Origin of the sequence: Scytonema sp. PCC 10023 (assembly GCF_963920835.1) — a bacterium.
Classification (GTDB): domain Bacteria; phylum Cyanobacteriota; class Cyanobacteriia; order Cyanobacteriales; family Nostocaceae; genus Kalymmatonema.
In genome coordinates this window covers 23,809-48,277 of sequence record NZ_CAWUDP010000076.1, presented here as the reverse complement: position 1 = coordinate 48,277, position 24,469 = coordinate 23,809, and the positions used below count along the sequence as shown (strand labels likewise).

The window sequence follows — 24,469 nt, the reverse complement described above, 5'->3', positions numbered from 1 at the left end:
CCCACGTAGCAACAACAGTCTAGAATCCACGTTTTTCAAAGCGTGGAGAGTTCAAAAGCAATACCCAACCATTCGTATTCTTTCTTGAACGCACCCCAACTAACCTTGCGGTATAGTTGGGGATTCATTCGCTACGCAGCCACAAGACTACGTAACGTCCCCAGAGTTACTGGCGTCCTCAGTGTGTCGTTGCAACTTTTGCCATCGAACACTCTAGAAAAATGATCATCACCCATAATTACTGCATACCAATAACGAGCAGCGATATTATATGAAGCGTTTAGATCGGAATGATATCTTTTCCCGGTTTTGAAGCGACACAGGGAATAATTTGTTTTATCCCTCCTCAGTTTCCCGCTACCGTCAAACGCATATGCACTCGTATATTTTGGGTTGATGAATACAATCTTTCCTCCTAATTCCATCCATCTATTTGCCACTAGCTCAACAATTTTCCGATGACACCAGAGATGGAATTTCTGCTTCTGTAAAGTTCCCTTTCTACCCGCCTTAGCCTTCCATCCTTCCAGATTCTCAAACACAATAAATAATACTTGCGCGGTCTTAGCGAACTCAACAATACCTCTTGCTACTGTTTTGGATATCTGAAGATTGATATTGGCAGATTTACGATAGAGTCCTTTGCAAAAACCTTTTGATAGATCCGACTTTGTAATATTTCTCGTTTGTTTAGATTTGTGAGCTATCATCATCCGTCGTTTGTTTCTTCGGTCTATGTCTCTAGCAGGATTGATAAACTTTCGTGCTTTTACAGTACCGTCCTTACCAACAATAGATGCTGTTGCAGCGTTGTTGATACCCATGTCAACACTGCAAACAAAGTCAGAGTCTTCTATATTACCTGGATGCACCTCTAGGCACATAGAAAGTTGACAAGTGCGTTTATTAACCACCAGTGCAGGTGATTTTATTTTATTCCCCTCGACTAAATGACGATTTAAGCCATGTTTCTTAACTGGAATGCAATTAATCCATACCCAATCAGTGCCGTTCCAGACCTTAATATCAACTAACTGATAGTTGTTGTGATACTTGACGTGTTGACCTTTGTACAATGCTGGATAGCTATTGCAGCAGGCTGTAAGACTAGGTGGTCTTGCTTGCCGATGATTTCTGTCTCCAGACTGCCACTGTCGATATCTAGTTTGAAAGCTAGATACAATTCCAAGAGCATCGGCAATGGCTGCCCGTCTCAGGTAGCTGGGAAACTTGCGAAATGATGGATATTTATTAATTGCATTTTGAAAATATTTATGCTTAGGACTAGGATTGTCTGCGGTTTGATGAATCATCTTCTCTACCGCGTTAATCCGTTCCTTGGATGCCAAGTCAGCAAGGTTCACCCATTGAGAATTGACGATGATAACCAAAGGATTTAAGAATTTACGATATTCCTCAATAGTTAAAATCATATTCTTTTTTTGTTCGGGAGTCGCTTTTAGATCCCAAACATCAGTGCGGATAAGTTCTTGAGGTTTATTTTTAGCTCTTTTTTTGGTTTTCTTTTTAGTTTGTCGTTTACTCATTGGGTTAGCCTCGACCTTGACTCACCTTAATATAGCTTGCTACTATACAGCTTTCAATACAGTTATAAATATAGTTATTAAAATAGTTGACAATGGTTGCAACGGGGAAACAAAGACTCAAAACACGCTCTAACAGCGCTTTCCGCCTTATTTATCATTTGGTGCTGGTCACAAAGTTCCGAAGAAAATCTTTAACAGGTGAGATGCTCGCTCATATTGCACGAAGTCATCAAGGAGTTATTGAGTAAGTGGGAATGCCATTTGGTTGAATTTGGGGGAGAAGCCGATCATGTACATATGTTGTTCGAGACACACCAAGCGTGTTGATCTCTCGAAATTAGTAAACAATGTAAAAACTATAAGCTCTCGTCGTTTACGCTCAGAGTACGCCGAACATTTATCACAGTTTTATTGGGGTAGTAAGCCTCAGTTTTGGTCGGGAAGTTACGCCATTATAAGTGATTTTTTATTTGTCTCTCTCCAACTAACGCAGTGACCTGAACGCCGCGCGGATCTCCTCAGAGAAGAGCTGCGGCTGTTCCCACGCCGCGAAGTGGCCGCCCTTGTCGGCCTCATGGAAGTAGATCAGGTTGCGATAGGCGCGCCGGGCCCACGTCTCTGGAGCTCGATATATCTCTTCCGGAAATACCGTGATGGCCACCGGGAGCGAGATCTCGGCGGTCTTCTGCGCGGCCGCGTTCAAGATGCTGTTGTTGTTCTCCCAGTACAGCCGAGCTGACGAGACCGCGCTGTTCGTCAGCCAGTACAGCGTGATGTCGTCCAGCACCTCGTCTTTGGTCGGGGACTTTTCGGAATCGCTGCTGCTGCTTGTCCACTGCGCGAAACCTGAATGCCCGAGCATCCACGCCGCGAGTCCGGTCGGCGAGTCCGTCAGTCCGTATCCGACCGTCTGCGGCCGCGTGCCCATCATCACGGCGTAGGCCCGTTCCTTCTTATTGAACGTGTCGAGTGAGTCGAACGCCGCACGTTCCTTCTTGGAGAGCCCTGCTGGCGCGGGACCGCCACCGGCGAGCACTGCAGCCACGTCGGGCGGAATCGTCGCCGGCAAGTTGATGTGGATGCCGAGTAATCCTGCCGGTGCCTGGCGCGCCATCGCGCTAGAGATAGGGGATCCCCAGTCCCCGCCCTGGGCGACGTAGCGGGTGTACCCGAGGCGCTTCATCAGCTCCGCCCACGCACGTCCGATGCGATCGGGGTTCCAGCCGGTGTCTTTGGGCTGCTCAGAGAAACCATAACCGGGCATCGACGGGATCACAACATCGAATGAGTCTTCAGCGCGCCCCCCGTAGGCCGTCGGGTCGGTCAGCGGGCCGATGATCTTTAGCTGTTCAAATACCGATCCGGGCCATCCGTGCGTGATGAGCAACGGCAAAGCGTTAGGATTTTTGGAGCGGACGTGGATAAAGTGAATGTCCAGGCCGTCGATGTTCGTTACGAACTGCGGTAAGCCATTCAGCTTCGCCTCGGCTTTCCGCCAGTCGTACTTAGTTCCCCAGTAACGGACGAGCTCCTTCATTGTCGCCAGTTGCACGCCCTGCGACTGGTCGGCGACAGTCTCCTTGTCAGACCAGCGGGTCGCCGCGATGCGCCTGCGGAGATCGATGATCGCCTCTTGCGGGACGTGGACGCGGAAGGGGCGCAGTGTGTTGTCTTTGGTCGCGCTCGCCTTGGCCGCGATTTGGGTTTGTGCGCCGATCTGGGCGGATTGCTGCGCAAACACGCGAGCGGACGGTGCCAGAAACACCGTTGCCACAAAGAGCGCGACGAAGAGTCGCGAGAGCAGGACGAAGGCACCTGCGGTGCGAGCTTTGGTTTTGTAATGTACTTTTTTGAGTTTGGTCATCATGTTTTCTCTTTACTGCAAATTGTCCGTTTCATAACTCAGGCTAAACACGATCAGTAACCGTCAACTTCGACGACGGCCTTGGCAAACTCCCCGGGCGCTTCCTGAGGCGGGTTGTGCCCGACGCCGCCGTTGATGACCCGGTGTGCGTATCTGCCCGAGAATTTCTTGGCGTAGGTACTGGCGTCCGGGTGCGGCGCACCGTTGGCATCACCTTCAAGAGTGATGGTAGGCACGGTGATCACGGGGGCTGCGGCGAGCCGCTTCTCAATCTCGTCATACTTCGACTCGCCTTTGGCTAGGCCGAGGCGCCAGCGGTAGTTATGGATGACGATAGCGACGTGATCCGGATTGTTAAAGGACGTGGCGCTGCGCTCAAACGTCGCGTCGTCGAAGTTCCATTTCGGCGACGCGAGCTGCCAGATGAGCTTGTTGAAATCGCGGCGGTATTTTTCATAGCCCGCGCGACCCCGATCCGTCGCGAAATAAAACTGGTACCACCATTGGAGTTCGGCTTTCGGCGGCAGCGGTGTCTTGTTCGCTTCAGGGCTGCCGATCAAATAACCACTCACGGAGACGAGCGCCTTGCAGCGTTCCGGCCAGAGTGCCGCGATAATGTTGGCTGTTCGCGCCCCCCAATCATAACCAGCGAGGATCGCCTTCTCGATCCTGAGCGCATCCATCAAAGCGATGATATCGACAGCGATCGCCGACTGCTGCCCATTCCGGAACGTCTCGCTCGAAAGAAAGCGCGTCATGCCATAGCCGCGCAGATACGGGATGATCACCCGGTACCCCGCCGACGCCAACAAAGGAGCGACATCGACATAGCTATGAATGTCGTAGGGCCATCCATGCAGGAGGATTACCGGACGACCATTTGCAGGACCCGCTTCAGCGTATCCGACATTCAAGACACCGGCATCGATCTGCTTTAGTGAGCCGAACGACGTGTTTGTCCCCGGCTTAGTCATGGCCAGAACTGCTGGTTTTGTTTTGCTCGATTGTGCGTTCGCAGAACCGAATATGCCTAGCTGTGTAGTAGCAATGGTTATGGCCGCAGTGCCCAAAAAGCGGCGGCGTTGATAGTTGATTTTTTCGGACATTGATCTTTTTCCGATTGGATTAGCTCAACTTGCTTTAGCCGACGACAAAACTCTATCAGGATATTCCAGAGAGAGTCCAGCCCAGAGAAACAGCAGATTGCCCGTCTGCACGGCTTCCACATAGTCGCCGAACGACTCAGGCGTCGCCGGGAGTTTGATGCCAAGTGCTTACAACCGCTGCTCGGCGCTGACCGACCCAGAGCTTTCGCGGGTTGCCATCTGTTGTTTCAAATCCATTTCTAATCCTGTTCACCGAGCGTTTGGGCGTAGGTTTTGCCGTACGGGTAGAAGAGTTCCTTGCGGTCTTCCTGCCACGCCGCTTTCAGTTCGGGTGTTGTGATGTCCCAGTCCGATCGGCATTTCCTGGTAACGGCGCGCAGGTCCTGGCGGAGATCTTCGAGAGTCGGCCGCCCGAAGAACCAGTAGCCCATGTAGATTTTGTAAATGACCAGACCCGGTTCGAGGACAATCGTGTAGGGGATCATGGGATTGTGGAGCGGGTCGGTGTATTCTGCGATGTCGAGGTCTTTTTGAATTTTGCGTCCCGCATCGGAGAGGAACGGCCAGTGGGCACCAACGCCGCTGCGATATTCATTGGTCTCGGTGATGTTGTCGGTGCTGATGGTGACCAGGCGGCAATAGCCGACCTCGATCTCACGGTGGAGTTGCACTAGTCCCTCAGCCTGTCGGCGATCCTTGGGGCAGTACCCGCCGCGACTGAGGACGAGAATCATCGGATGTTGTCCTTGCAGCTCAGAGAGCTTGCGGCGCTTGGTGGTGTGGTCAGGCAGTTCGTAGTCGGGGAAGACTGCTCCTGGAACAATGTCAGAACGCATTTGAGAACTCCTTAGGTTTTGTTAGGGGCAAACAGGCGTTTGCCCGTATGTAAGATTCGATGCATATCGAAAAGAATGGTTTATCCGTGCAGTTGTGAATGTGGAAGGGGCACTTCTGATGGATCAATCCGCATGCTCTGGTGACGGTGTGCCATCTTGCTCCACTCCAGCATTGGCTCCTCAAAGCTGAGTCCGCCCGCCATCAACTGCGAGTTCCACTCCTGTAATGTAGGAGGCGTCGTCCGATGCCAGAAAAGCCACAGCTTTGGCAACTTCCTCTACCGTGCCAAACCGCTTCATCGGCATCTGTTGTAGGAGACTGTTTCCGAGTTCTTGAACCGTTTCTTCCGGCAAACCCAGCTTTCCGAATAGCGGCGACTTAATTACGCCAGGACTAACCGCATTGACCCGGATGTTGCGCGGCAGTAACTCCGTTGCCAGTGTGCGTGTGAGCGATCGCAGAGCCGCTTTGGTCGCAGACACCGCTGATGTTCCGGCAATGCCTACCTCCACAAACCAGGATGTGGTGAACACAATGGCTCCACCGTCTTTCAATAGCGGCAGCGCTTTCTGAACGGTGAAGTAATTGCCTCGAAAATTGGTATTGAACAGTTCGTCCACCACCTCTTCAGTTGTACTCTCCACCGATCCCAGCTTGCCGATGCCAGCATTAGCGAAGAGTATATCAATGTGTCCATGCTTCTCGCGCACCTGTTTGAACAGTTCGTCCAGTTCAGCAGACTTGGTCACATCCGCTGAGACTACGAGCGCATCTGAGCCTAGCACCTTCGCCGCTTGAGAAAGCGTGTCGGGAGTCCTGCCGGTCACCACGACCTTAGCTCCTTCGCGGATAAACTCCTGAGCAGTTGCGAGACCAATGCCGCTGGTACCGCCAGTGATCAGGGCTGTTTTACCTTCCAGTTTCATGACAATCTCCTTTAGAAATACTAGAAATACTGTGTGAACGTTGCAGGTCAAGTTATGGTCGAAGCCGTCTGATGTATTGGTTTTGGGTGTTGACGGGTGTGTGAATATCCTGTTACCGTCCGGGCTTCCGCACCCTTATCTCCTGAAGCACCCACCCGTTGCCGTCTGGATCGCTGAACGAGGCGTAAGAGGCATAGTCGCGCCGTTCCGGATCGGGACCCGCTACCCTTCCTTCAGTTCCGGCGTGGGGGAAGATGCCGCCGATGTCGTGGAACACCTCACTCACCTCGACCCCGCGATCGATCAGTTCGGCACGGGCGGCGGAGATGTCGTAAACGATGAGGTACAGACCCTGAACTGAACCCGGCGCGGCTGACGAAATTCCTTTACCAAAGATGATTGAGGCTGCTGATCCAGGAGGGGTGAACTGCACCACTCGGAAGTCCTCACCAGTGACGAAGTCGGCATCCAGTCGCCACCCCAACGTTTTATAGAAGTCTTTGGAGCGATCGACATCGGCAACGGGCAATACCACCACTTCGAGTTTCAGGGTTTGACTGGTTACTTGATTGCTAATCATCTTGTTCTCCTTTAGATTCGTGAGCTTGCTGCCCACCTCGATTAACTTCATTATTCTGCGATCACCCCGTCCACACCACTCAAGTTCTGTGAGTTAAAACGCGACTTAATAGCTAGGCGCAATTAAACTTGATATACTCCAGCAAAAAAGAGTTCGTAGTCGGGGAAGATAGCCCCTGGAATAATGTCAGAACGCATATTACATCCTCCTTAATATTTTCATGCACGTTGCCGGGCATTCTAGAGATCGATTACCGTGTCTTTCTGCGGGCGCGAGCAGCAAATCAATAGGTTCCCGACCGCCGGAGCATCGAGCGGCTCGGGATCATACTTCAGCGAGCCGCAAATCAGCCCACACTCGCAGGTGTGGCAAACTCCACTGCGGCAGGACCAGCGCACCGGGACATAGCAGGCTTCGGCGAGTTCCAATAGGTTCTGGAACCTGGAGTTCCAGGAAACCGTGAGCCCGACGCGTGCAAATGAAATTCTTGGACCCTCGCCGGCGAGATCAGCCGCCAGCTCGGTGGCCGGCGGCCGCGTAGCCTCCGTCCCACCAGCCCGTGACGAGCGCCGCGTACTCGTCGGCGGCGTCCTCCCACGTGAAGTGCCCCGCGTCGAGGACGGCGAGTTTGCTCGCGGGCAGCCGTTCGAGGAGAAACTCCGCGTTGACCAGGGGCACGACGTGGTCCCGTCGGCCGGCAACGATCAGCACTGGCGTCCGGATCGTCGGTAGCAGGCCAGCGAGGTCGGGGAGCTGCGTCGGATACGCGCGCACGTAGCGCATCGACTCGGCTAACCGCTCGCCCTCGTAGGACGACAGGTAGTCCTCGCGTGCGGCGTCGGTCGGCGTGTATCGCTCGAGCTTCTTGATCGCCGCGGTGACGATCTGTCGCCCGTCGACATGGCGATACGGCTCGAGGTCGGGGGCCTCGACCCACTCCTTCAGCAACCCGCCCAGCTGCAGCGGAACTGCCGCGCCCCCGCTCCCGACCACGAGGCTGCGCAGCCGCCCCGGGCGAAGGGCCGCGGCGAAGAGCGCGGCACTGGTGCCAATGTCGGGGCCGACGACGTGCGGCTGCTCCAGCCCGAACGCGTCGGCAAGGCGCACAACGAACTCGCCCATCGCGCGCGAGGACATGAGCGCGTCGCGGCGCTCGGAGTGTCCGAAGCCCGGGAGGTCGACCGCCACGAGGTGCGCGTGCTCGGCGAGCCGCGACCACGCCGGCTCGAACGCGTACAGGCTCTCCGGCCACGGGCTGAGGAGGAGGGCATGCGCACCTCGCCCCGGGTCCTCACTCTCGGCGTAGCGGATGGATAGCCCGTCAACGGTACGGAATTGCGGCTGGATAGACGTGTGCAACGAGACGGTCATGGGTTCATTCCTCCCGATCACACCGCCATCAGATGCCTGCCCGCTGTTTTCTTGCGTAACTTCTGATTGAGTCATGGTGTCCTCCTTTTAAGTAGTTTTGGATTTTTTTGGTTTGTGCGTGGCCGAGCCAACTAGCGTAGCGATCGAAACGCGGCACGGATCTCCTCAGAGAAGAGCTGCGGCTGTTCCCACGCCGCGAAGTGTCCGCCTTTGTCCACTCGGTGATATACGAGCGACCTGCCCTTCAAGCCGTGGCTTCACTCCGCGTGAATTCAGCGGCATGCAATTTCACGAAGTCGTACATGCTCGTCGGGGTCTTGCCGGTGAGCTTAAACAAGTCATCTGTCATGCGGTCATACCGCCCCTGCGCGTGAAGTTCGGCCATCACCGCCACGTGGTTGACGAGGTGCGTCGGCACCCCAAACTTACGAAGCGTATTAACCCAGCCGGAGAGCGGCACATTACGATAGCGGATCGTTCGACCGAGTGCCTCGGAAAACGCGCGCGCATAGTGATCCAGATCGGCCGACTCAAATCCGGTCAGATTGTAAACATGACCAATGTGCGAGGCAGGGTCGTCGAGGATGACGGAAACAGCGTGCGCCACATCAACAGCCGAAATCGGCGAGGTCTTGCCGTTACCTAGCGGCAGCGCCAGTTCGTCGCTATCCCGGACGCCAGCAGCGGCGAGACGCAGGAAGAAGCTCTCGAGGAAGACCGTCGGCCGCACCGTCACGACCGGTAGCCCCGACCACGCCAATGCCTCTTCCGCAAGCCAGTGCAGCTTGTGCTGCGGGCTCGGGGTGGTCTCGGTGATGCTCATCTGCGTCACCGTCATCTGCGACATGTTCACGAAGGCCTCGACCCCGTGGTGGCGCGCCACAGCAGCGACGTTAACCGTGGCTTCGAGATAAGCCGCCGAGACCGACATTCCGAAATAGATGCGCGCAACACCTTCGATCGCGCGGTGCATCGAGGCAAGATCGGTCAAGTCGCCCAGCACGACCTCGGCACCGAGGTGGCGCAGACCTTCAGAGCGTTCATCCTCCCGCCGGACCAAGGCGCGCACCTTATGCCCCTTGGCGAGCAGCATTGCGGTGAGGTGGCGGCCGATAGCACCGATATCGCCGGCCGCTCCGGTTACGAGAATTGGGCTGTCATGTGTGGATTTCGTCGTCATATCATTTACCTTTTAATTGCATTTACATAGAGTGGGAGGCGTTCGGAGTTTCGGGGGTACCAGCGACGAGAACAACGTCTCGCCCCTCGCTGTTTGGTGCGGCAGTTGCTTGCATGATGGTCCTCTCCTCACCGACTGCCGCGCGCATGACCTCGGCCTTCGAGTGTGCAGTGCGCTCATGGACGTGTGCTTTTGGCTTGATTCGAAAGTGTTGAGATCAGTCGTCAACCGACAGCTGAAGCGATCAATGCTTCGACTTTCGAATCAAGATCTTGAGCAACTTTCAGGGCTTCGGCGTTTCCGTATGGGGCAAGAAAGCTCGACATCCGGTCGTAGGAAAGGTGAACGCCGTCCGGACGCTCGTCAACGAGAATGGTTACCGGTGCGTAAGATGCCGCGTCCGGCACATGCTGCACCATCCGCCTCATCACGAGCGGATTGCCGATGATTAGACGCACAATTCCCGCCTTTCCCGATGTTTCCCCTTTGTGTAAGAATTCGCTATGGTTGAAGCGCGTAAACTCCATGAATCCTGATTGCCCGATCACTGAGTGAATCACTTTTTCCAGTTCCGAAGCTGTCCTAGCTTCGCTCACACGCTTGTGGAATTCATCTATATCAGGATGGCCCACAGCTGCGTTCAACGCCGCAAGCACATCTTGGAAAGGCTTGCGAGAAGTTAGGCTAAACCGTTCTACTTGGATTTGTGTCGTCGTCATCATTCATCCATCTCCACTTCGTCTATTGGCTGATAGTAAGAACCGTGTTTCATCACCTTCCTTTGTTCGTTGCGCTCGCTCGACGCCAAACTCAATAACAGCAAACACCTCATTTGACGCAGCCGATCATTCGTTACGGTCAGGTTCCGCTACTCGTACCGAATTTCACTGATCTTGTCGCTCGTTGCGAAGGCGTATCTGTTTGCGTTATCAACCGAACGTGAACGCAAACGCCTCCACCCCGGAATCCAGAAACTCGATCTCAAACTGTCGATCACTGATGGGCTGCGGCTGTCGGACCAGTTGGTACAACCGCTGTTCGGTAACTGTGCCTTCGCCTCGCACATCGACGTCAAATCCGCGAGCCGCGACTGCTGGCTGCCCGTCTACGAGCACGCGAAACCGTACGGATGTTCCTCGCTCGGCCGGCCCCATGACGAGATGAAGGTCGCGTGCGTGGAAGCGGTACGCGATCCGCCCACCGGACTTGTTCAGTACAATGGCTTCCCTTCCGATTGTCCAATCGCCCGAAAGTGCCCATTGATTACGGTTCAATTGCGCGGGGGCGGTATATAAACGACGCTTGTTTAACACTGCGCCACCGGGAGACGCAAAATTCTCCGTTCTTTCGTAGCCGAGGTAGTTTTCAGGCGATTTGAGGCTGCCCCAATCGGCGGCAGCCTCAAAACCGCGAGCATCGACTTCGACCATTTCCTGACCGACACGGTCCGTCCCAGACTCAGACAGTAGTTGTTGAATTACCCGTTCCGATCGCTCGTACTCGCCTTCGCCGAATTGATGATGACGAATACGTCCTTGCGTGTCTACAAAATAAAGGGCTGGCCAATAACGGTTTCCGAAAGCACGCCACACCGCATAATCGTTGTCCACGGCGATCGGATAGTCAATTTTCATTTCTGTTGAGGCTCGGCGGACATTATCGATATTCTTCTCGAATTCAAACTCCGGCGTATGTATACCAATTACTACTAGTCCCTGATCCTTATACTTCTCGCCCCACGCGCGAACATAAGGGAGTTGGCGCAGCCAATTGATGCAGGTATAAGTCCAGAAGTTGATCAGCACGACTTTTCCACGCAGTTCGTCAACTGTTAATGGCTGTGAATTGAGCCACGCGATCGCGCCGACAAGAGAAGGCAGTTTGCCTTCAATAGGTAACTCAGCCGTTGCCGACGTAGCATACTGTTTGGTGCAGGCGAGCATGCCGATCTGAGTGGCAGCAATGGTTTTAATCATGGTTGTTAGAAAGTAGCGGCGATTATGATTGATTTCTTCGAACACGTGCCGACCTCCCTGTAGTTGCGTTCAGATAGGTACGGTGGAATTAGAGGACCTCGACGGTCCTCTCCTCGCCAGTAGCTGCACGCATGTCCTCAACCGTTGGGTGTGCGGTGCGCTCATGGACGGGCGACGCGGGCGTCCGATCGATCAGCAAGCTGAGCAGTTCGGGGCGACTGTAATGACCGCGCGCGTCCATGAGCCGCTTGCGGGCGTCGATCTGGGCAAAGTCAAGCTCGGCAATCACTTCGCCTTCGCCCGCTTTGAGCGGCTCACCGATGATCCGGCCGTCGGGACTCACGATGGCCGTGAAGCAGCCACCCGAAATCGGCCCGATCGCGCAACCCGTGTCCTTCATGATCTGAGCCTGCTGATCGGCATCCAGCCACGCGGTCGCACAGACGACAAAGCAGGCGGATTCAAGGGCGTGCTGACGGACGTTAATTTCCGCTTGCTCCGCGAACAGGGGTCCGGCGAACGATCCGGGATACATCGCCGAGTGGATCTGCTCGCCATCGGCGATCATCGCGTACCGTGCCAAAGGATTGTTATGCTCCCAGCAGGCAAGTTGTCCAATGCGCCCAACGGCACTATCGATGGCGCGCAGACCCGATCCGTCACCCTGACCCCAGAGTATCCGCTCGTTGTAAGTCGGCGTAAGCTTGCGGCGGCGCTGGATCAGCGTACCGTCTGCGTCGAAGAGAAGCTGTGTATTGTAGATCGAGCCGCCGTCGCGCTCATTGACGCCGATCGAAACGACCATATTTGCTTCCTTCGCGGCTTCACCGATCGCCCGAGTTTCAGCAGACGGCACCGTGACCGACTCTTCAAGCAACCGCAGATGTTCCTTTGCCAACGCGAACGGGGCTAGCACATAGGAGAAGTAGGGGTAATAGGGAATGATGGTCTCGGGGAAAGTGGCGAACTGAACGCCTTGTTGGCCCAGCTCACGAATCTTCTTAACGACCTTCTCAACGGTACCCTGTCGGCTGTACAGCACGGGGCTAATTTGCACGGCGGCAGCTTTAATAATCTTGCTCATGGTGTTTTCCTTCCAAAAGGATGTCATTTTCTTTGTTACAAATAACCTTATCCGTCTCAACGGCTTCCGTTCCGAAATTGAGTAACGAACGGCTGGCTGGTCACGATGGGGGATTGGCGGTCCCACGGACGAAGTCATTGCCCAAGCTGTCATTTGGACGACCGCAGGGACTTGAAGGCCGCCCGCAGTTCCTGAGCAAAAATCGTTGGCTGCTCCCAGGCTGCGAAGTGGCCACCTTTGTCGAGCTGGTTGTAATAAATGAGATTGGGATAGGCCCGCTCGGTCCAGCTTCGCGGGGCCTCATATTGCTCGCCGGGGAAGACGCTCACCGCTACTGGAATGGAGACGCCCTTGGTGTTGAAAAAGCCGCCTTTGTATTCCCAATAGAGACGGGACGCAGATACCCCCGTGTTCGTCAGCCAGTAGAGCGTGATGTTGTCGAGGATCTCGTCCCGCGTCAGTTCGCCCGTAGCGCTGGTCGTCCGGTTTAGAGCCGAGGCGACTGCCGCCGCTGGCTGACCGCCAGCGTCATTATGGTCTAGAAGCCAAGCGGCTAGTCCGACGGGTGAATCCGCAATTCCGTACAAGGTTTGCGGGCGCGACGCCATTATCCTGGCGTAGTCGACTTGCTTGAACGTTCTGACCAGCTGCTCATAGGCGCGCTGTTCGTCAGCTGAGAGACCAGAGGGCGCTGGGCTGCCTGCTTGGAGCGCCCTGTCGACATCCTCTGGAACGGTGGCAGGCATGTTGGTGTGGATGGCGAGCAATCCCGCCGGTGCCTGCAAACCCATCTGGTCGACGACGAACGCACCCCAGTCGCCGCCCTGGGCGACATAGCGGGTGTAGCCCAAACGCTTCATCAACACGTCCCAGGCACGTGCCATGCGCTCGACGCCCCAGCCGGTGCTCGTCGGCTTGCCGGAGAAGCCGTAGCCCGGCATTGAGGGAATCACGACATGGAAAGCGTCCGATGCGCTTCCGCCATGTGCTGTGGGATTGATCAGTGGATCGATGATCTTTAGCTGCTCGATGATCGAGCCGGGCCATCCGTGCGTGACGATGAGCGGTAACGCGTTTTCGTGCTTGGAGCGAACATGAATGAAATGAATGTCTAGCCCATCGATAGTGGTGACGAATTGCGGTAGGGCGTTCAGTTTCGCTTCGACCTTGCGCCAATCGTAGTCTGTCGCCCAGTAGCGTGCGAGTTTCTGCATCGTCGCAAGCTGCAAGCCCTGCGACTGGTCGGTGACAGTCTCCTTTTCGGGCCATTGCGTTGCTGTGATGCGGCGACGGAGGTCAACGAGTGCTTCTTCCGACATGTTGATGTGGAAGGGGCGGATTGCGGTTGGGTCGGTGGGCTGCATGTTTCCGGGTTGAGTCGTGGCAGTCTCCATTCGTTTTGTTGGGCTCGATTGTGCGTTGGCAGAACCGAATCGACCGAGCTGTGTAGCAGCAATGGCCATGGCGGCAATGCCCAAAAAGCGACGGCGTTGATGGTTGATTTTGTCGGACATTGATCTTTCTCCAATTGGATTTAACTGAGGTTACGTATTGTCTGTCCGCATTACTCAGCTGTGATAGTGGGGCGAGTTGTGGGTTTGAGTTCCGTAGCTCGCCCCATCGCTCAAGTCAGCGAGGAAAAGGCGGTCGGTGCCAGCAACGTGTTACTGATGTGCTGCACGAGTGGACTGTCCTTCTCAGTCTCGGTGTAGATTGCAATCCACTCGGGGGTAGTGAGGAATGTGCTCCAACGCTCCTCACGCTCAGCCATGCTGTCCCAGGCAAGCAGGTAGGTGAACTGGTTACTCTCGCCGTGAAGCGTCGTCCAAAACCCGGCCTGGTGGATGCCATTGTGACCGCATCATCTGGAAAGAACAGGAAAAACCTCTTCCATGTAACGGTCAGCAGCAGCGGCAGCTTCTTCTGGGCTGCTGCCATTCTGACGTGCACTCAGATAAGGCGCGTACCAGTTCCACCAGTCGTGCTCGGCGTGCGTCTTCTCGTAGGGGTCGTGGTGCTCTGCCGTCTCACGGAGAAGGTTTGCAAGGGTTGGAACGTCTAGGTCTCCTGCTCGCGTCGAGTCCCACAGACGACCAGGAAGCCGCCTTGTGATTTCCTGGAGCAGCCAGACGTTCCCGTCCGGATCCTCGAACGAGGCAAATGAGAAGTAGGAACGACCTTGTGGGTCGCGCCCGGGAATGCGTGGGTTCTCCACAGCGTTGTTGAAAGGTCCGCCAGCGTAGTGGAAGACCTCGCTCACGTTGACACCACGGGCGATCAAGTCTTCGCGGGCGGCGTCGAGGTCATCCACAGCGAGGACCAGGCTGTGCGCCGAGCTAGAATTATTTGGGGTGACTCCCTTGCCGAAGAGGATCGAGGTTTCCGAGTTGGGCGGTGTCATGTGCACGCCGCGGAAGTCGCCCTCTACCACGTCGATGTCGAACCGCCAGCCGAGATTTTCGTAGAATGCCTTCGCGCGGTCAACGTCGGAAACGCTGAACACTACGACTTCGAGTTTCATGTTTGGACTGTTTACGTGATTGCTACTCATCTTGTTCTCCTTTTGGTTGGTAAGTTTGATGTTCAGATTCGTTACTTTTCATTCTTCTGCGATCGCTCAATTTAGACCACTCAAGTTAGTTGAGTTAAAACGCCATTTAATAGTCAGGAGCAATTAAACCTGGTATACTTCTGGCAAAGATGGAATTATTTGCCTGTGGCTCTGTGTTGCTAAACCTCCGTCAGGCTTCCATTGAAGAAACGCCCGGTATTTTGAGGAAAGGTTCACACTGTCCTTTGCCCAATCGGCTGATTTATGGATTCCAATCTATCAAAATCTACACGTGGAGCAACCACGTCTAAGCGAGTGCGAGGAGTCATCCTGTCGCCGTCCGGGCATGGAGGTCCCGTTAGTGCGCTTTCGCGCCGTCGTGGTCAGGCACGGTGAATGTCAGCATCACCACCTGTCCGGGGAAGACATTGTGGTTAGGGTCAACCAACTCGATCTTCACCTTGTGCTGACCGGGCGGCAGCCCAGCTATGTCGACTGTGTTGTTGTCACTCGCATCCGCCCACCACCAGGGCAGGTCGTCGACGGTTATGTGCAGATGCCCGACACGTGGAGATACCTGGAGGGCGCCCGCCCCGAACACGGGTACGATGCGCAAGTTCTTCACTCGGTACTGGGCCCAGAAGACGCCTTGGGCTAGCCCCTCGGGAAGCGGGGGATCCACGATCAGCTTGGGTGCGGGCTCGTTCTTGATCGCGACGTACGGTGAAGCGCCGCGGATATCCCTCGCCCTCGCCTCGGCCACGACCTGGGTTTGTGCGCCGATCTGGGCGGATTGCTGTGCAAGCACGCGAGCGGACGGTACCAGAAATATCGTTACCACAAAGAGCCCGACGAGGAGTCGCGAGAGCAGGACGAAGGCACCTGAGGTGCGGGCTTTGGTTTTGTAATGTACTTTTTTCAGTTTAGTCATGGTGTTTTTTCCTTGCTGCAAATTGTCCGTTTCACGACTCAGGCTAAACACGATCAGTAACCGTCAACTTCGACGACGGCATTGGCAAACTCCCCGGGCGCTTCCTGAGGCGGGTTGTGCTCGACGCCGCCGTTGATGACCGGGTGTGAGTATCTGCCCGAGAATTTCCTTGCGTAGGTACTGCTGTCAGGGTGTGGCGCGCCGTTGCCATCACCCTCATCCGCATTGTTGAAGGACGTGGCGCTGCGATCGAACGTCGCATCATCGAAGTGCCATTTCGGCGAAGCGAGTCGCCAGATGAGCTTGTTGAAATCGTGCCGATATTTTTCGTAGCCCAGCTTGCCGCGTTCCGTCGCGAAATAAAACTGGTACTACCATTCGAGTTCGCGAAGCGGCGGCAGTGGTGTCTTGTTGGCTTCAGGGTTGGGTGAAACCATGACAAAACAGGACTTCCTTATAAAAAACTTACGAGTCAGACTAGTAAATATTGCCCCAGGGAAGGCGGTTTATTGACAATAATCGATAGTTAGAAACTAGGGAACCCGCCTTCCCTGGGAAGGAAGTCCTGTTTTGTCTAGGAAAAATGAAGCGGCTACTGTAGAAGATGAGTTGCTTTAGCGCTGATTGGAGAAATCGTTTGTAGCATCTTGAGGTTCTGCCTAGATTGCGTTTACAAAACTGATGCTGAATTCACTGTGGTTACGTATTGTCTGTCCGCATTACTCAGCTGTGACGGTGGAGAGGAGTGTGCATGCTGGATGCTACGGGTTCGAGTTCCATCGCTCGCCTCATCGCTCACCTCACGCCCGGAAAAGGCGGTCGGTGCCAGCAACGTGTTACTGATGTTCTGCACGAGTGGACCGTCCTTCTCGGTTTCGGTGCTAATCGCGATCCACTCGGGGTCAGCGAGGAATGCACCCCAGCGCTCCTCGCGCTCCGCCATGCTGTCCCAGGCAAGCATGTAAGTGAGCCGCTGATTGCTCTCGCCGATTAGCGTTGTCCAGAATCCAGCCTGGCGGATGCCATGCTTTTCCCAAATCCGTAACGTGTGGTTCTGGAAGCGCGCGAGCAGCGCTCTTCGTCGTCCGGGCATGGAGTGATAAATGCGCAATTCGTAGATCATGCGTTTTTCGAGTTGGGTCATGGTATGTGCTCGTTTGTCAGCAAGTTGTACGATCGCGCAATCTTGCTTGGGAGCGTCAGAGCCATTTTTCTGATTGCAACGCGGTGTCAGTGCCCCGCACTCTGGCCGCCATCGACGTGAAGAATTTCGCCCGTTACAAAGTTGGCTGACTCGAGGTAGAGAACCGCATCGACGACGTCTTCGATCTCGCCCATATGACCGACCGGGTGCAGAGCATCGAGCTGTGCATGGGTCTCGACGGGATGCATTGGCGTCTTGATGGTACCCAGCGCGACCGCGTTCACCCGGATACCACGCTTGGCATACTCGATCGCCAGCGATCTGGTCGCGCTATTCAGTCCGCCCTTCGTCAGCGACGCGAGTACGGATGGTAGGCCGGCGATCGGGTTGTCAACCAGGCTCGTCGAGATCTGCACGATATGGCCGCTGCCCTGCTTCTCCATCTCGGCGATGGCGAGTTGCGTCATGTGAAAGAAGCCAGCGACGTTGGTGCCCAGGTACACCGCGTAGTCAGCCTCGGTGTATTCGGTAAATGGCTTGGCGATGAAGATGCCCGCGTTGTTGATGAGCGTGTCGATGCGCCCGAAGCGGGACACACCTTCGGAAATAGCACGCTCGGCGGTTTTTCGATCGGCGATGTCACCGGGCACCGCCAGGATTGCATCATCGTCCGACGGCTCGATCGAGCGCGAGGTCGCGACCACCCGATAGTTGCGATCGCGGTACGCCTTGACAAGGGCTGCGCCGATGCCCTGCGACGCGCCGGTAATAACAGCAACTTTCTGTTCAGTGCTCATAGTAAAACTCCTTTATGGTTTTGAGGGGTTGGTGGAACGAGGGCCGAATATATTGAACGGCACAGTGCAATTGCAGTCTGTTTTCAGTCATAGAACTTACGCATTGACAAAAATTTAATTATATGGTAATAGCCATAGTGCGTAAGACATAAATTACCTCAACTTATCATCGCTCAAGATTGGGCACCGTGAACGTCACCTTTTCGCTGGTAATGACTTTGTGCGTGGGATCGGCTAGTTCGAGCAACACCTTGTGTGAAGCAGGTTCCAGTCCAACCAGGATGATCGTTTGACCACTGGCATCGGCAAAATGCCACGGCGCGTCGTCAACGGTGATGTGGACATGACCGATGCGTGGCGTACTTGGAGAGCACCTTCGCCGAACACTGGCAACACGCGCAGGTTCTCCGTCCGATACTAAATGAAGACGCGAGCCTGAGCCAGTGGTTTGGGAAGCGGCGGATCAACAATCAGCTTGGGCGGTGCTTCGTTTTTGATCTCGATCAACGGGGATGGTCCGATAATATCCCTGGCGCTCTGGGCAGAGGCACTGGTAGCGAACGGGGTGTAGTCGGTCATGGTGATTAAGTCCTTAGAAGTCGTGTGTATGATGGTTCCTGCGGGGAAGAGAAGAGGGGCAAGGTTTATAGTTGCGAAGAAAACAATGCTTACCCCAACCGTTCTCAGAAAGCGTCGGCAGCTTTGTTTAATTTCTTTGGACATAGGGGGCATTCCCTAGATTGATTGACGTTGATGTCCAGTGACTTTTTATTTGTTGAAGTGTCAAATCAATGCAAATCATTCGAGGGTTAGAATTAGGGTCAGGTTATGGTCGAAGCCGTTATGCGGTGGTCATGGTCGGTACTGGTAGCGACTGGCAGCCATGCTTCGATTTCCTGTGCCATAGAAGCGGCGTTGCTCCGGTACAGGTCGATCGTGTCCTTCCCGACGGGCAAATGCAGCGGCGGACGTTCTGTATTGGCGAGTTGAATAATCACCTGGGCAAACTTTTTCGGATCACCGGGTTGGTGCCCGTGTAGCGCCGAGGCTCCGCTACGCATCGGTCCTACCGTTTCCTGGTAATCGTCGATAATGGTTTTAGCGGCAACATAGGATTCAGTGCTCAGGAAGTCGGTACTAAAAAGACCGGGAGCCACCGCTGTGACATAGATGCCGAGCGGTGCCAGTTCGACCGCTAACCCTTTCGAGAGACCTTCGACCGCAAACTTAGTGGACCCGTACAATCCCCAACCCGGAATCGCATCGTAGCCAAACAGCGACGAGATATTGATGATCCGCCCGGACTTTTGCTGGCGCAGGTACGGCAACACGGCACGAGTCACGTTGAGTAACCCAAACACGTTGGTATCATACTGTTTGCGGACTTCGGCATCCGTGGCTTCTTCGATCGCAGTAACCATGCCAAACCCGGCATTATTGACTAAGACATCAATCCGACCGAAACGGGCAATGCTTTGCTTGACAGCCTCTTGTACCTGGTCTTCCTGGGTGACATCCATCTGCACAACGTAAAGATCCGGGTGGTTGTGCAGGGTAGTGGCGAGTTGTGCGGGCTGACTGCGAACCGTCGCCACTACTTGATCACCCGCTGCCAGGGCTGCTCTGGCAATTTCTAACCCAAAGCCTCTGGAAGCTCCGGTAATGAACCATACTTTCTGCGTTTTCATCTTGTGTCCTCGTTTTAGGTGTTGTTTAGTTTGTTGGCTTTAGCTGTTTCGGTTAGTGCATGACTGCTGCACTGGTGGGGAGTATCAAAAGGAGCGAAAAACTTGTTACTTGTGCCTCCTTTTGATCGTTAATTGATTGATGTTCCGTCAACGTCCGGGAGCGCGTGTCTTCACCTCTTGGAGCACCCAACCGTTGCCGTCTGGATCACTGAACGAGGCATATGAGGCATAGTCTCGGCGTTTCGGATCGGGACCAGGTAAGCGTCCCTCGGTTCCAGCGTGGGGGAAGATCCCTCCGATGTCGTGGAACACCTCACTCACCTCGACCCCCCGCTCGACGAGTTCGGCGCGGGCGGCGGAGATGTCGTAAACTATGAGGTACAGACCCTGAACTGAACCTGGCGCAGCTAAGGTAATTCCTTTACCGAAGATGATTGAGGCTTCCGAGCCGGGAGGTGTTAGCTGCACCACTCGGAAATCCTCACTAGTGACGAAGTCGGCATCCAGCCGCCATCCCAACGTTTTATAGAAGTCCTTGGAGCGCTCGACATCGGAAACGGGCAATACCACAACTTCGAGTTTCATGTTTTGAGTGTTTACTTGATTGCTACTCATCTTGTTCTCCTTTAGGTTCGTGAGCTTGCTGCCCACCTCGATTAACTTCATTCTTGTGCGCTCGCTCAATTTAGACCACTCAAGTTATTTGAGTTAAAACGCGATTTAATTGTTCGGATTGGAAGAACGGCCAACACTAGTGAGCCACAAGCAATTAAAGCTGGTATACTTTAACCAAAATGGAATCATTTGCCTTTTATCTGTGTTGCTGAAACTCCCGTGGAAAAATCCTGTACAAAACGAACAAACCTTCTCAAAAAGCGCGGAGTTCTTGGGAAGAGTCTCAATAATGCCCTGGAAAACCCGCGATGGTGAGAACCTCGACGAAAAATCGTCGTTCTCAAACCTAAGAAATAAAAGGTTTGTTCGTTTTGTATAGAGAAATGCGTCCCCCGTCAGTCCTTGATTAAAGAAACGCCCGATATTTTAACAGTGAACAGCTACCTACGCAGTTATCAGTTAAATACGAGTGGTCGCGCGTCCCCCACCAATTGGATCTTTATGCATTGGTGGCGGTGAGCGCATCCCCCAAAGCGCCCGCCTGAGTGACTGATAACTGATAACTGATAACTGATAACTGAGAACTGATTTAAGAAAAGATTCGCTAGTTCCTTTGCACCATCGGCTGCTCTATGGATTCCAACCCATCAAAAACTAGACGAGGTCGCTCCACTTCTTTTCGAGTGCGAGGAGCGATCCTATCGCCTCAAGGGTGGCAAAAGTTTCAGACGGCAAAACAGCAGGCGGAATCCGACGAAACCTGGGGTAAGCGCTTCAGCCAGGAAGATCTCAGCGCTCGCACCGGACTCTCCCTAAATACCCTCGCTCGCATTTTCAAGCGCGAGTTGGGGGTGGATCGCCAGTCATTAGAGTATCTGTTCCGGGCGTTTGGGCTGGAATTGACGCAAACAGACCTGACATCCCCTGCCTCATCTCAAGAGACTGTGAGCAGGTGGACAAATCCCCAACAGGACTGGGATACGGCAGTCGATGCCTCAGCGTTTTATGGGCGTGAGGTAGAACTTGTGCAACTGTGGCAGTGGATTGTATCTGAACGCTGCCGCATAGTCGGGATATTGGGGATTGGCGGCATTGGCAAAAGTACGCTCGCGGTCAAAGCTGCGCTTGGGATGCAAGCAGAATTTGAGATTGTTGTATGGCGCTCCCTGGCGAATGCACCACCACTGGATGAACTCCTGTCGAGCCTGCTTACGTTTCTCATGCCGCTGTATGGGGAAGATCCCATCATTCCGACCACGCTTGATCAGCAAATTTCCAAACTGATGCAATATCTGCGGTCGCGTCGGTGTTTATTGCTGCTCGATAATGCTGAGACCATTTTGCAGCGTGAGCCAGTAGGACAATGGCTCTCGGGCTACGAAGGTTACGGACAATTGCTCAGAACCATTGGTGATACGTCTCACCAAAGTTGTTTGTTGCTCACGAGTCGAGAAAAGCCACGCGAAATAGCACTGATGGAAGGTGCACAGGTGCTGGTGCGCTCGCTGGCGTTGAGTGGACTCACACCTGCTGACGGACGCGCCATCTTTCGGCAAAAAGGAGCGTTTACAGGTTCGGAAGCGGAATGGCAGACTTTAATCGACCACTACGGTGGCAATCCTCTGGCATTAAAACTGTTGGCAGCCGCAATTCAGGATTTGTTTAACGGCAGCATTAGCGAGGTGTTGCCGTATCTGAGTCAGGGATTGGCTGTTTTTGAAGACATCCGCGATTTGCTAGACCGTCAGTTCGCTCGCCTCTCGGAAGCGGAACAGAAGACACTGTCCTGGTTTGTAATTCATCGGGAGCCAGTCTCGCTCGCAGAGATTCGAGAGAACGTGGTTGATCCTGCAGCTCAACAAAGTGTACCCAATCTCGTCAACTCACTACTTCGGCGATCGCTCATTGAAAAAACCGATGGGTTATTCTTCTTGCAACCTGTGGTGATGGAATATGTCACAGAGCGATTCGTGCAGCTTCTTTGCATCGAATTTGAGACGCAGCAGCTTAACGTTTGGCAAACGCATCCCTTAGTGCAAGTACAAGCAAAAGATTACATTCGAGAGATTCAGACGCGCTTAATTGTGCAACCTGTTATGGAGCAGCTTCTGTCTCGCTTTGGCAGTGTGGCAGCGATTGAGGCGCAAGCAAGGCACATGTTAAGGCAACAGGGGAAGAAACCAGGGTACGTTGCAGGCAACCTAATTAACTTGCTGGTGCAGCTTCAAGTGGACTTACGCAGCTCAGATTTTTCTGATCTCGTGGTGCAACAAGCCGACTTGCGGCAGGTCGATTTAGCAGGAGTCAATTTTCAGAACGCTACTTTCGCCAAATGCATCTTTTCAGAAACCTTCGGTATTGCGATGTCGATCGACCTGAGTCCAGACGGACAGATGATGGCGGTGGGCGATTCTAGTGGCAACATCTATCTCTGGAACATCAGCACAACCCAACTCTTAGCCACCTTTTCAGGGCACAAAGGCTGGGTTTGGTCGGTTGCCTTTAGTCCGGATGGCAAAACGTTAGCCAGCGGCAGTACCGATAGTTCCGTGCGTTTGTGGGATGTCCAGAGTGAGAGCTGCTTGCAGGTGCTAACAGAACATACCGGTGGCGTTCGGTCAGTGAGTTTTAGTGCCGATGGTCAGCAGTTAGCGAGCGGCAGTGAAGATAAAACTGTGCGCGTGTGGAATTTGCAAGGGCAGTGTCTCCGTATCTTGAAGGGACACACCCGGAGTGTTTATTCCGTCCACTTCGCGACCGATCAGCAAACCCTAGCCAGTAGCAGTCATGATGCAACCGTTCGGATTTGGGATGTGAGCAATGGGAACTGCTTGAGTATCTTACAAGGGCATACCAGCGGGGTTCAGTGTGTACGCTACAGCCCGGATGGGCAACTGCTCGCCAGCGGGTGCCGGGATGGGTCGATTCGATTGTGGAGCAATTATCTGTCCCAGAATCGACCATCAAAGCCTAGTATCATAAATTCCAGTGTCAAGCTGCTGCAGGGACATACCGATTGGGTGTGGAACATTGCCTTTAGCCCGGATGGTCGGCTGTTAGCCAGTGCCAGTCTCGATGGCACTCTGCGCCTTTGGAGTATTCAAGACGGGCAACCCATCTATGTACTTGAGGGTCATACTCACGATGTTTTTGGGCTTGCCATCAGTGCCGACAATCAATTGTTGGTCAGTACTGGAGAAGACCAGACGGTGCGGCTGTGGCATTTAGAGAGCGGACGAAACCTGAAAATGTTGCGTGGATACACAGGTGGGATTCACTGCCTGAGCCTCAGTTCGGATGACCAAATACTTGCCAGTAGTGGTCAGAGTGAAATGATTCAGTTGTGGCATTTGCAACCAGATGGCAATCTGCCGTCGTATCACCCCTACAAAACTTTTCCCAGCCCCTTGCGTCGGATGTCATCATTCAGCAAAGTCAGCTTTAGTCCCGACAATCAAACTCTGGCGATCAATCGACACGATGAGTCGATCGCTTTATGGAACATCCGGACCGGGCACCTCGATCGATGGTCGGCACACAACGCAGCTGTGTGGACAGTTTTGTTCAGCCCAGGGGGACAAATATTAGCAAGCTGTAGTTATGATTGCACCGTGCGACTGTGGGATGTGCAAACGCATCACTGTTTGCATGTGTTGCGCGGACACCAGAGCGGTATTGCCGCGATCGCCTTCGACAAGAGCGGTCAATGGTTGGCAAGTGGCAGTTTTGATCTCACGATTCGCTTGTGGGATGTGCAAACTGGAGCATGTTCGAGGATATTGCAGGGACATACGGGCGCAATTTTCGCACTGGCATTTGATTGCAGTGGTCACCGACTGGCAAGCGGTAGTCATGACCAAACCGTTCGATTATGGGATGTGCAAACTGGAGTATGTCTGAAGGTTTTGCAGGGGCATACAGGAGCCGTCTGGACAGTTGCCATCAGTCCCAACGGTCGATTCCTGGCAAGTGGCGGTGATGATCAAACCATTCGACTGTGGGATCTGCAAACGGGGCATTGCCTCCACATCCTGGATGAACATAGCGGTTGGGTTCGGTCAGTCATCTTTAGCTCTGACGGTCAAATCTTATTTAGTGGTAGTGACGATCGCACAATCAAGCTTTGGGACGTGCAAACAGGACGCTGTGTCAACACGTTAGTGGTCAGTCGCCTGTATGAAGGCATGAATATTCAAGGTGCAACCGGGCTGACGGTCGCTCAAAAAGCTACCCTGAAAGCATTAGGGGCAATTGACCATTGAAGCGACGCAC

The 24,469-nt window shown here is 54.1% G+C and carries 26 protein-coding genes; 3 read left to right on the top strand and 23 right to left on the bottom strand.

The features are described 5' to 3' along the window. Positions 1-131 precede the first annotated feature (131 nt). Positions 132-1,547, bottom strand: a complete 1,416-nt coding sequence (locus tag ACM0OZ_RS34490; protein ID WP_414587338.1) for an IS200/IS605 family accessory protein TnpB-related protein — start codon at positions 1,545-1,547, stop codon at positions 132-134. A gap of 198 nt (positions 1,548-1,745) precedes the next feature. On the opposite strand from ACM0OZ_RS34490, the gene ACM0OZ_RS34485 reads away from it, so the two are divergent. Together ACM0OZ_RS34485 and ACM0OZ_RS34480 are read left to right on the top strand one after the other, a co-directional pair. After that, positions 1,746-1,874, top strand: coding sequence for a transposase (locus ACM0OZ_RS34485; protein ID WP_414587337.1), 129 nt, complete (start codon positions 1,746-1,748; stop codon positions 1,872-1,874). Continuing rightward, a complete protein-coding gene (locus tag ACM0OZ_RS34480) occupies positions 1,837-2,043 on the top strand; it encodes a transposase (RefSeq protein ID WP_414587336.1) in 207 nt (68 codons plus the stop codon). Before ACM0OZ_RS34485 ends, ACM0OZ_RS34480 begins: the two co-directional genes overlap by 38 nt. Here the strand turns inward: ACM0OZ_RS34480 and ACM0OZ_RS34475 are convergent. The 22 genes from ACM0OZ_RS34475 to ACM0OZ_RS34370 form a co-directional block, all read right to left on the bottom strand. Next, positions 2,032-3,414 carry an epoxide hydrolase family protein gene (locus ACM0OZ_RS34475; protein WP_414587335.1) on the bottom strand — a complete coding sequence of 461 codons (1,383 nt, stop codon included), beginning with the start codon at positions 3,412-3,414 and terminating at the stop codon, positions 2,032-2,034. The genes ACM0OZ_RS34480 and ACM0OZ_RS34475 overlap by 12 nt on opposite strands. Before the next feature lie 50 nt (positions 3,415-3,464). Next, complete coding sequence (locus ACM0OZ_RS34470) at positions 3,465-4,517, bottom strand: alpha/beta fold hydrolase (protein ID WP_414587334.1); 1,053 nt, start codon at positions 4,515-4,517, stop codon at positions 3,465-3,467. Positions 4,518-4,756: 239 nt separating this feature from the next. Then, on the bottom strand, positions 4,757-5,353 hold the full coding sequence (locus ACM0OZ_RS34465; protein WP_414587333.1) for a redoxin domain-containing protein: 597 nt from the start codon (positions 5,351-5,353) through the stop codon (positions 4,757-4,759). Between the two features lie 180 nt (positions 5,354-5,533). Beyond that, positions 5,534-6,280: a glucose 1-dehydrogenase gene (locus tag ACM0OZ_RS34460; protein WP_414587331.1), complete on the bottom strand. Its 747-nt coding sequence runs from the start codon at positions 6,278-6,280 to the stop codon at positions 5,534-5,536. Positions 6,281-6,392: 112 nt separating this feature from the next. Then, on the bottom strand, positions 6,393-6,911 hold the full coding sequence (locus ACM0OZ_RS34455; RefSeq protein WP_414587330.1) for a VOC family protein: 519 nt from the start codon (positions 6,909-6,911) through the stop codon (positions 6,393-6,395). Positions 6,912-7,099: 188 nt separating this feature from the next. Then, the gene (locus ACM0OZ_RS34450) at positions 7,100-7,288 is read right to left on the bottom strand and encodes a 2Fe-2S iron-sulfur cluster-binding protein (RefSeq protein ID WP_414587329.1); all 189 of its coding nucleotides are present in this window, start codon (positions 7,286-7,288) and stop codon (positions 7,100-7,102) included. Between the two features lie 79 nt (positions 7,289-7,367). Further along, a complete protein-coding gene (locus tag ACM0OZ_RS34445) occupies positions 7,368-8,306 on the bottom strand; it encodes an alpha/beta fold hydrolase (protein ID WP_414587328.1) in 939 nt (312 codons plus the stop codon). 169 nt (positions 8,307-8,475) lie between these two features. Continuing rightward, on the bottom strand, positions 8,476-9,411 hold the full coding sequence (locus ACM0OZ_RS34440; protein ID WP_414587327.1) for an NmrA family NAD(P)-binding protein: 936 nt from the start codon (positions 9,409-9,411) through the stop codon (positions 8,476-8,478). Between the two features lie 224 nt (positions 9,412-9,635). Continuing rightward, positions 9,636-10,133: a DUF302 domain-containing protein gene (locus tag ACM0OZ_RS34435; RefSeq protein WP_414587326.1), complete on the bottom strand. Its 498-nt coding sequence runs from the start codon at positions 10,131-10,133 to the stop codon at positions 9,636-9,638. Between the two features lie 207 nt (positions 10,134-10,340). Further along, positions 10,341-11,432: a thioredoxin family protein gene (locus tag ACM0OZ_RS34430; RefSeq protein ID WP_414587324.1), complete on the bottom strand. Its 1,092-nt coding sequence runs from the start codon at positions 11,430-11,432 to the stop codon at positions 10,341-10,343. A gap of 43 nt (positions 11,433-11,475) precedes the next feature. Then, positions 11,476-12,471: a nitrilase-related carbon-nitrogen hydrolase gene (locus ACM0OZ_RS34425; RefSeq protein ID WP_414587323.1), complete on the bottom strand. Its 996-nt coding sequence runs from the start codon at positions 12,469-12,471 to the stop codon at positions 11,476-11,478. Positions 12,472-12,620: 149 nt separating this feature from the next. Beyond that, the gene (locus tag ACM0OZ_RS34420) at positions 12,621-13,985 is read right to left on the bottom strand and encodes an epoxide hydrolase family protein (RefSeq protein WP_414587322.1); all 1,365 of its coding nucleotides are present in this window, start codon (positions 13,983-13,985) and stop codon (positions 12,621-12,623) included. Positions 13,986-14,095: 110 nt separating this feature from the next. Further along, the gene (locus ACM0OZ_RS34415; protein WP_414587340.1) at positions 14,096-14,317 is read right to left on the bottom strand and encodes an NIPSNAP family protein; all 222 of its coding nucleotides are present in this window, start codon (positions 14,315-14,317) and stop codon (positions 14,096-14,098) included. Positions 14,318-14,332: 15 nt separating this feature from the next. After that, positions 14,333-15,022, bottom strand: a complete 690-nt coding sequence (locus tag ACM0OZ_RS34410) for a VOC family protein (protein WP_414587321.1) — start codon at positions 15,020-15,022, stop codon at positions 14,333-14,335. 358 nt (positions 15,023-15,380) lie between these two features. Further along, a complete protein-coding gene (locus tag ACM0OZ_RS34405) occupies positions 15,381-15,953 on the bottom strand; it encodes a DUF6130 family protein (protein WP_414587320.1) in 573 nt (190 codons plus the stop codon). A gap of 43 nt (positions 15,954-15,996) precedes the next feature. Beyond that, positions 15,997-16,218 (bottom strand): hypothetical protein, encoded by a 222-nt coding sequence (locus tag ACM0OZ_RS34400; RefSeq protein WP_414587318.1) that lies wholly within the window; start codon positions 16,216-16,218, stop codon positions 15,997-15,999. A 405-nt stretch (positions 16,219-16,623) separates the two neighbouring features. Continuing rightward, a complete protein-coding gene (locus tag ACM0OZ_RS34395; RefSeq protein ID WP_414587316.1) occupies positions 16,624-17,097 on the bottom strand; it encodes an NIPSNAP family protein in 474 nt (157 codons plus the stop codon). Positions 17,098-17,183: 86 nt separating this feature from the next. Next, positions 17,184-17,894 carry an SDR family NAD(P)-dependent oxidoreductase gene (locus ACM0OZ_RS34390; protein WP_414587315.1) on the bottom strand — a complete coding sequence of 237 codons (711 nt, stop codon included), beginning with the start codon at positions 17,892-17,894 and terminating at the stop codon, positions 17,184-17,186. A gap of 166 nt (positions 17,895-18,060) precedes the next feature. Then, positions 18,061-18,246, bottom strand: a complete 186-nt coding sequence (locus tag ACM0OZ_RS34385; RefSeq protein WP_414587339.1) for a DUF6130 family protein — start codon at positions 18,244-18,246, stop codon at positions 18,061-18,063. 65 nt (positions 18,247-18,311) lie between these two features. Continuing rightward, entirely contained in the window at positions 18,312-18,617 is a 306-nt protein-coding gene (locus ACM0OZ_RS34380) for a DUF6130 family protein (RefSeq protein ID WP_414587314.1), read from the bottom strand. Positions 18,618-18,715: 98 nt separating this feature from the next. After that, the gene (locus ACM0OZ_RS34375) at positions 18,716-19,582 is read right to left on the bottom strand and encodes an oxidoreductase (RefSeq protein ID WP_414587313.1); all 867 of its coding nucleotides are present in this window, start codon (positions 19,580-19,582) and stop codon (positions 18,716-18,718) included. 147 nt (positions 19,583-19,729) lie between these two features. After that, positions 19,730-20,266, bottom strand: a complete 537-nt coding sequence (locus tag ACM0OZ_RS34370) for a VOC family protein (RefSeq protein ID WP_414587312.1) — start codon at positions 20,264-20,266, stop codon at positions 19,730-19,732. Positions 20,267-20,829: 563 nt separating this feature from the next. Here ACM0OZ_RS34370 and ACM0OZ_RS34365 point away from each other — a divergent pair. Next, positions 20,830-24,459, top strand: coding sequence for an NB-ARC domain-containing protein (locus ACM0OZ_RS34365; protein WP_414587311.1), 3,630 nt, complete (start codon positions 20,830-20,832; stop codon positions 24,457-24,459). Positions 24,460-24,469: the final 10 nt, after the last annotated feature.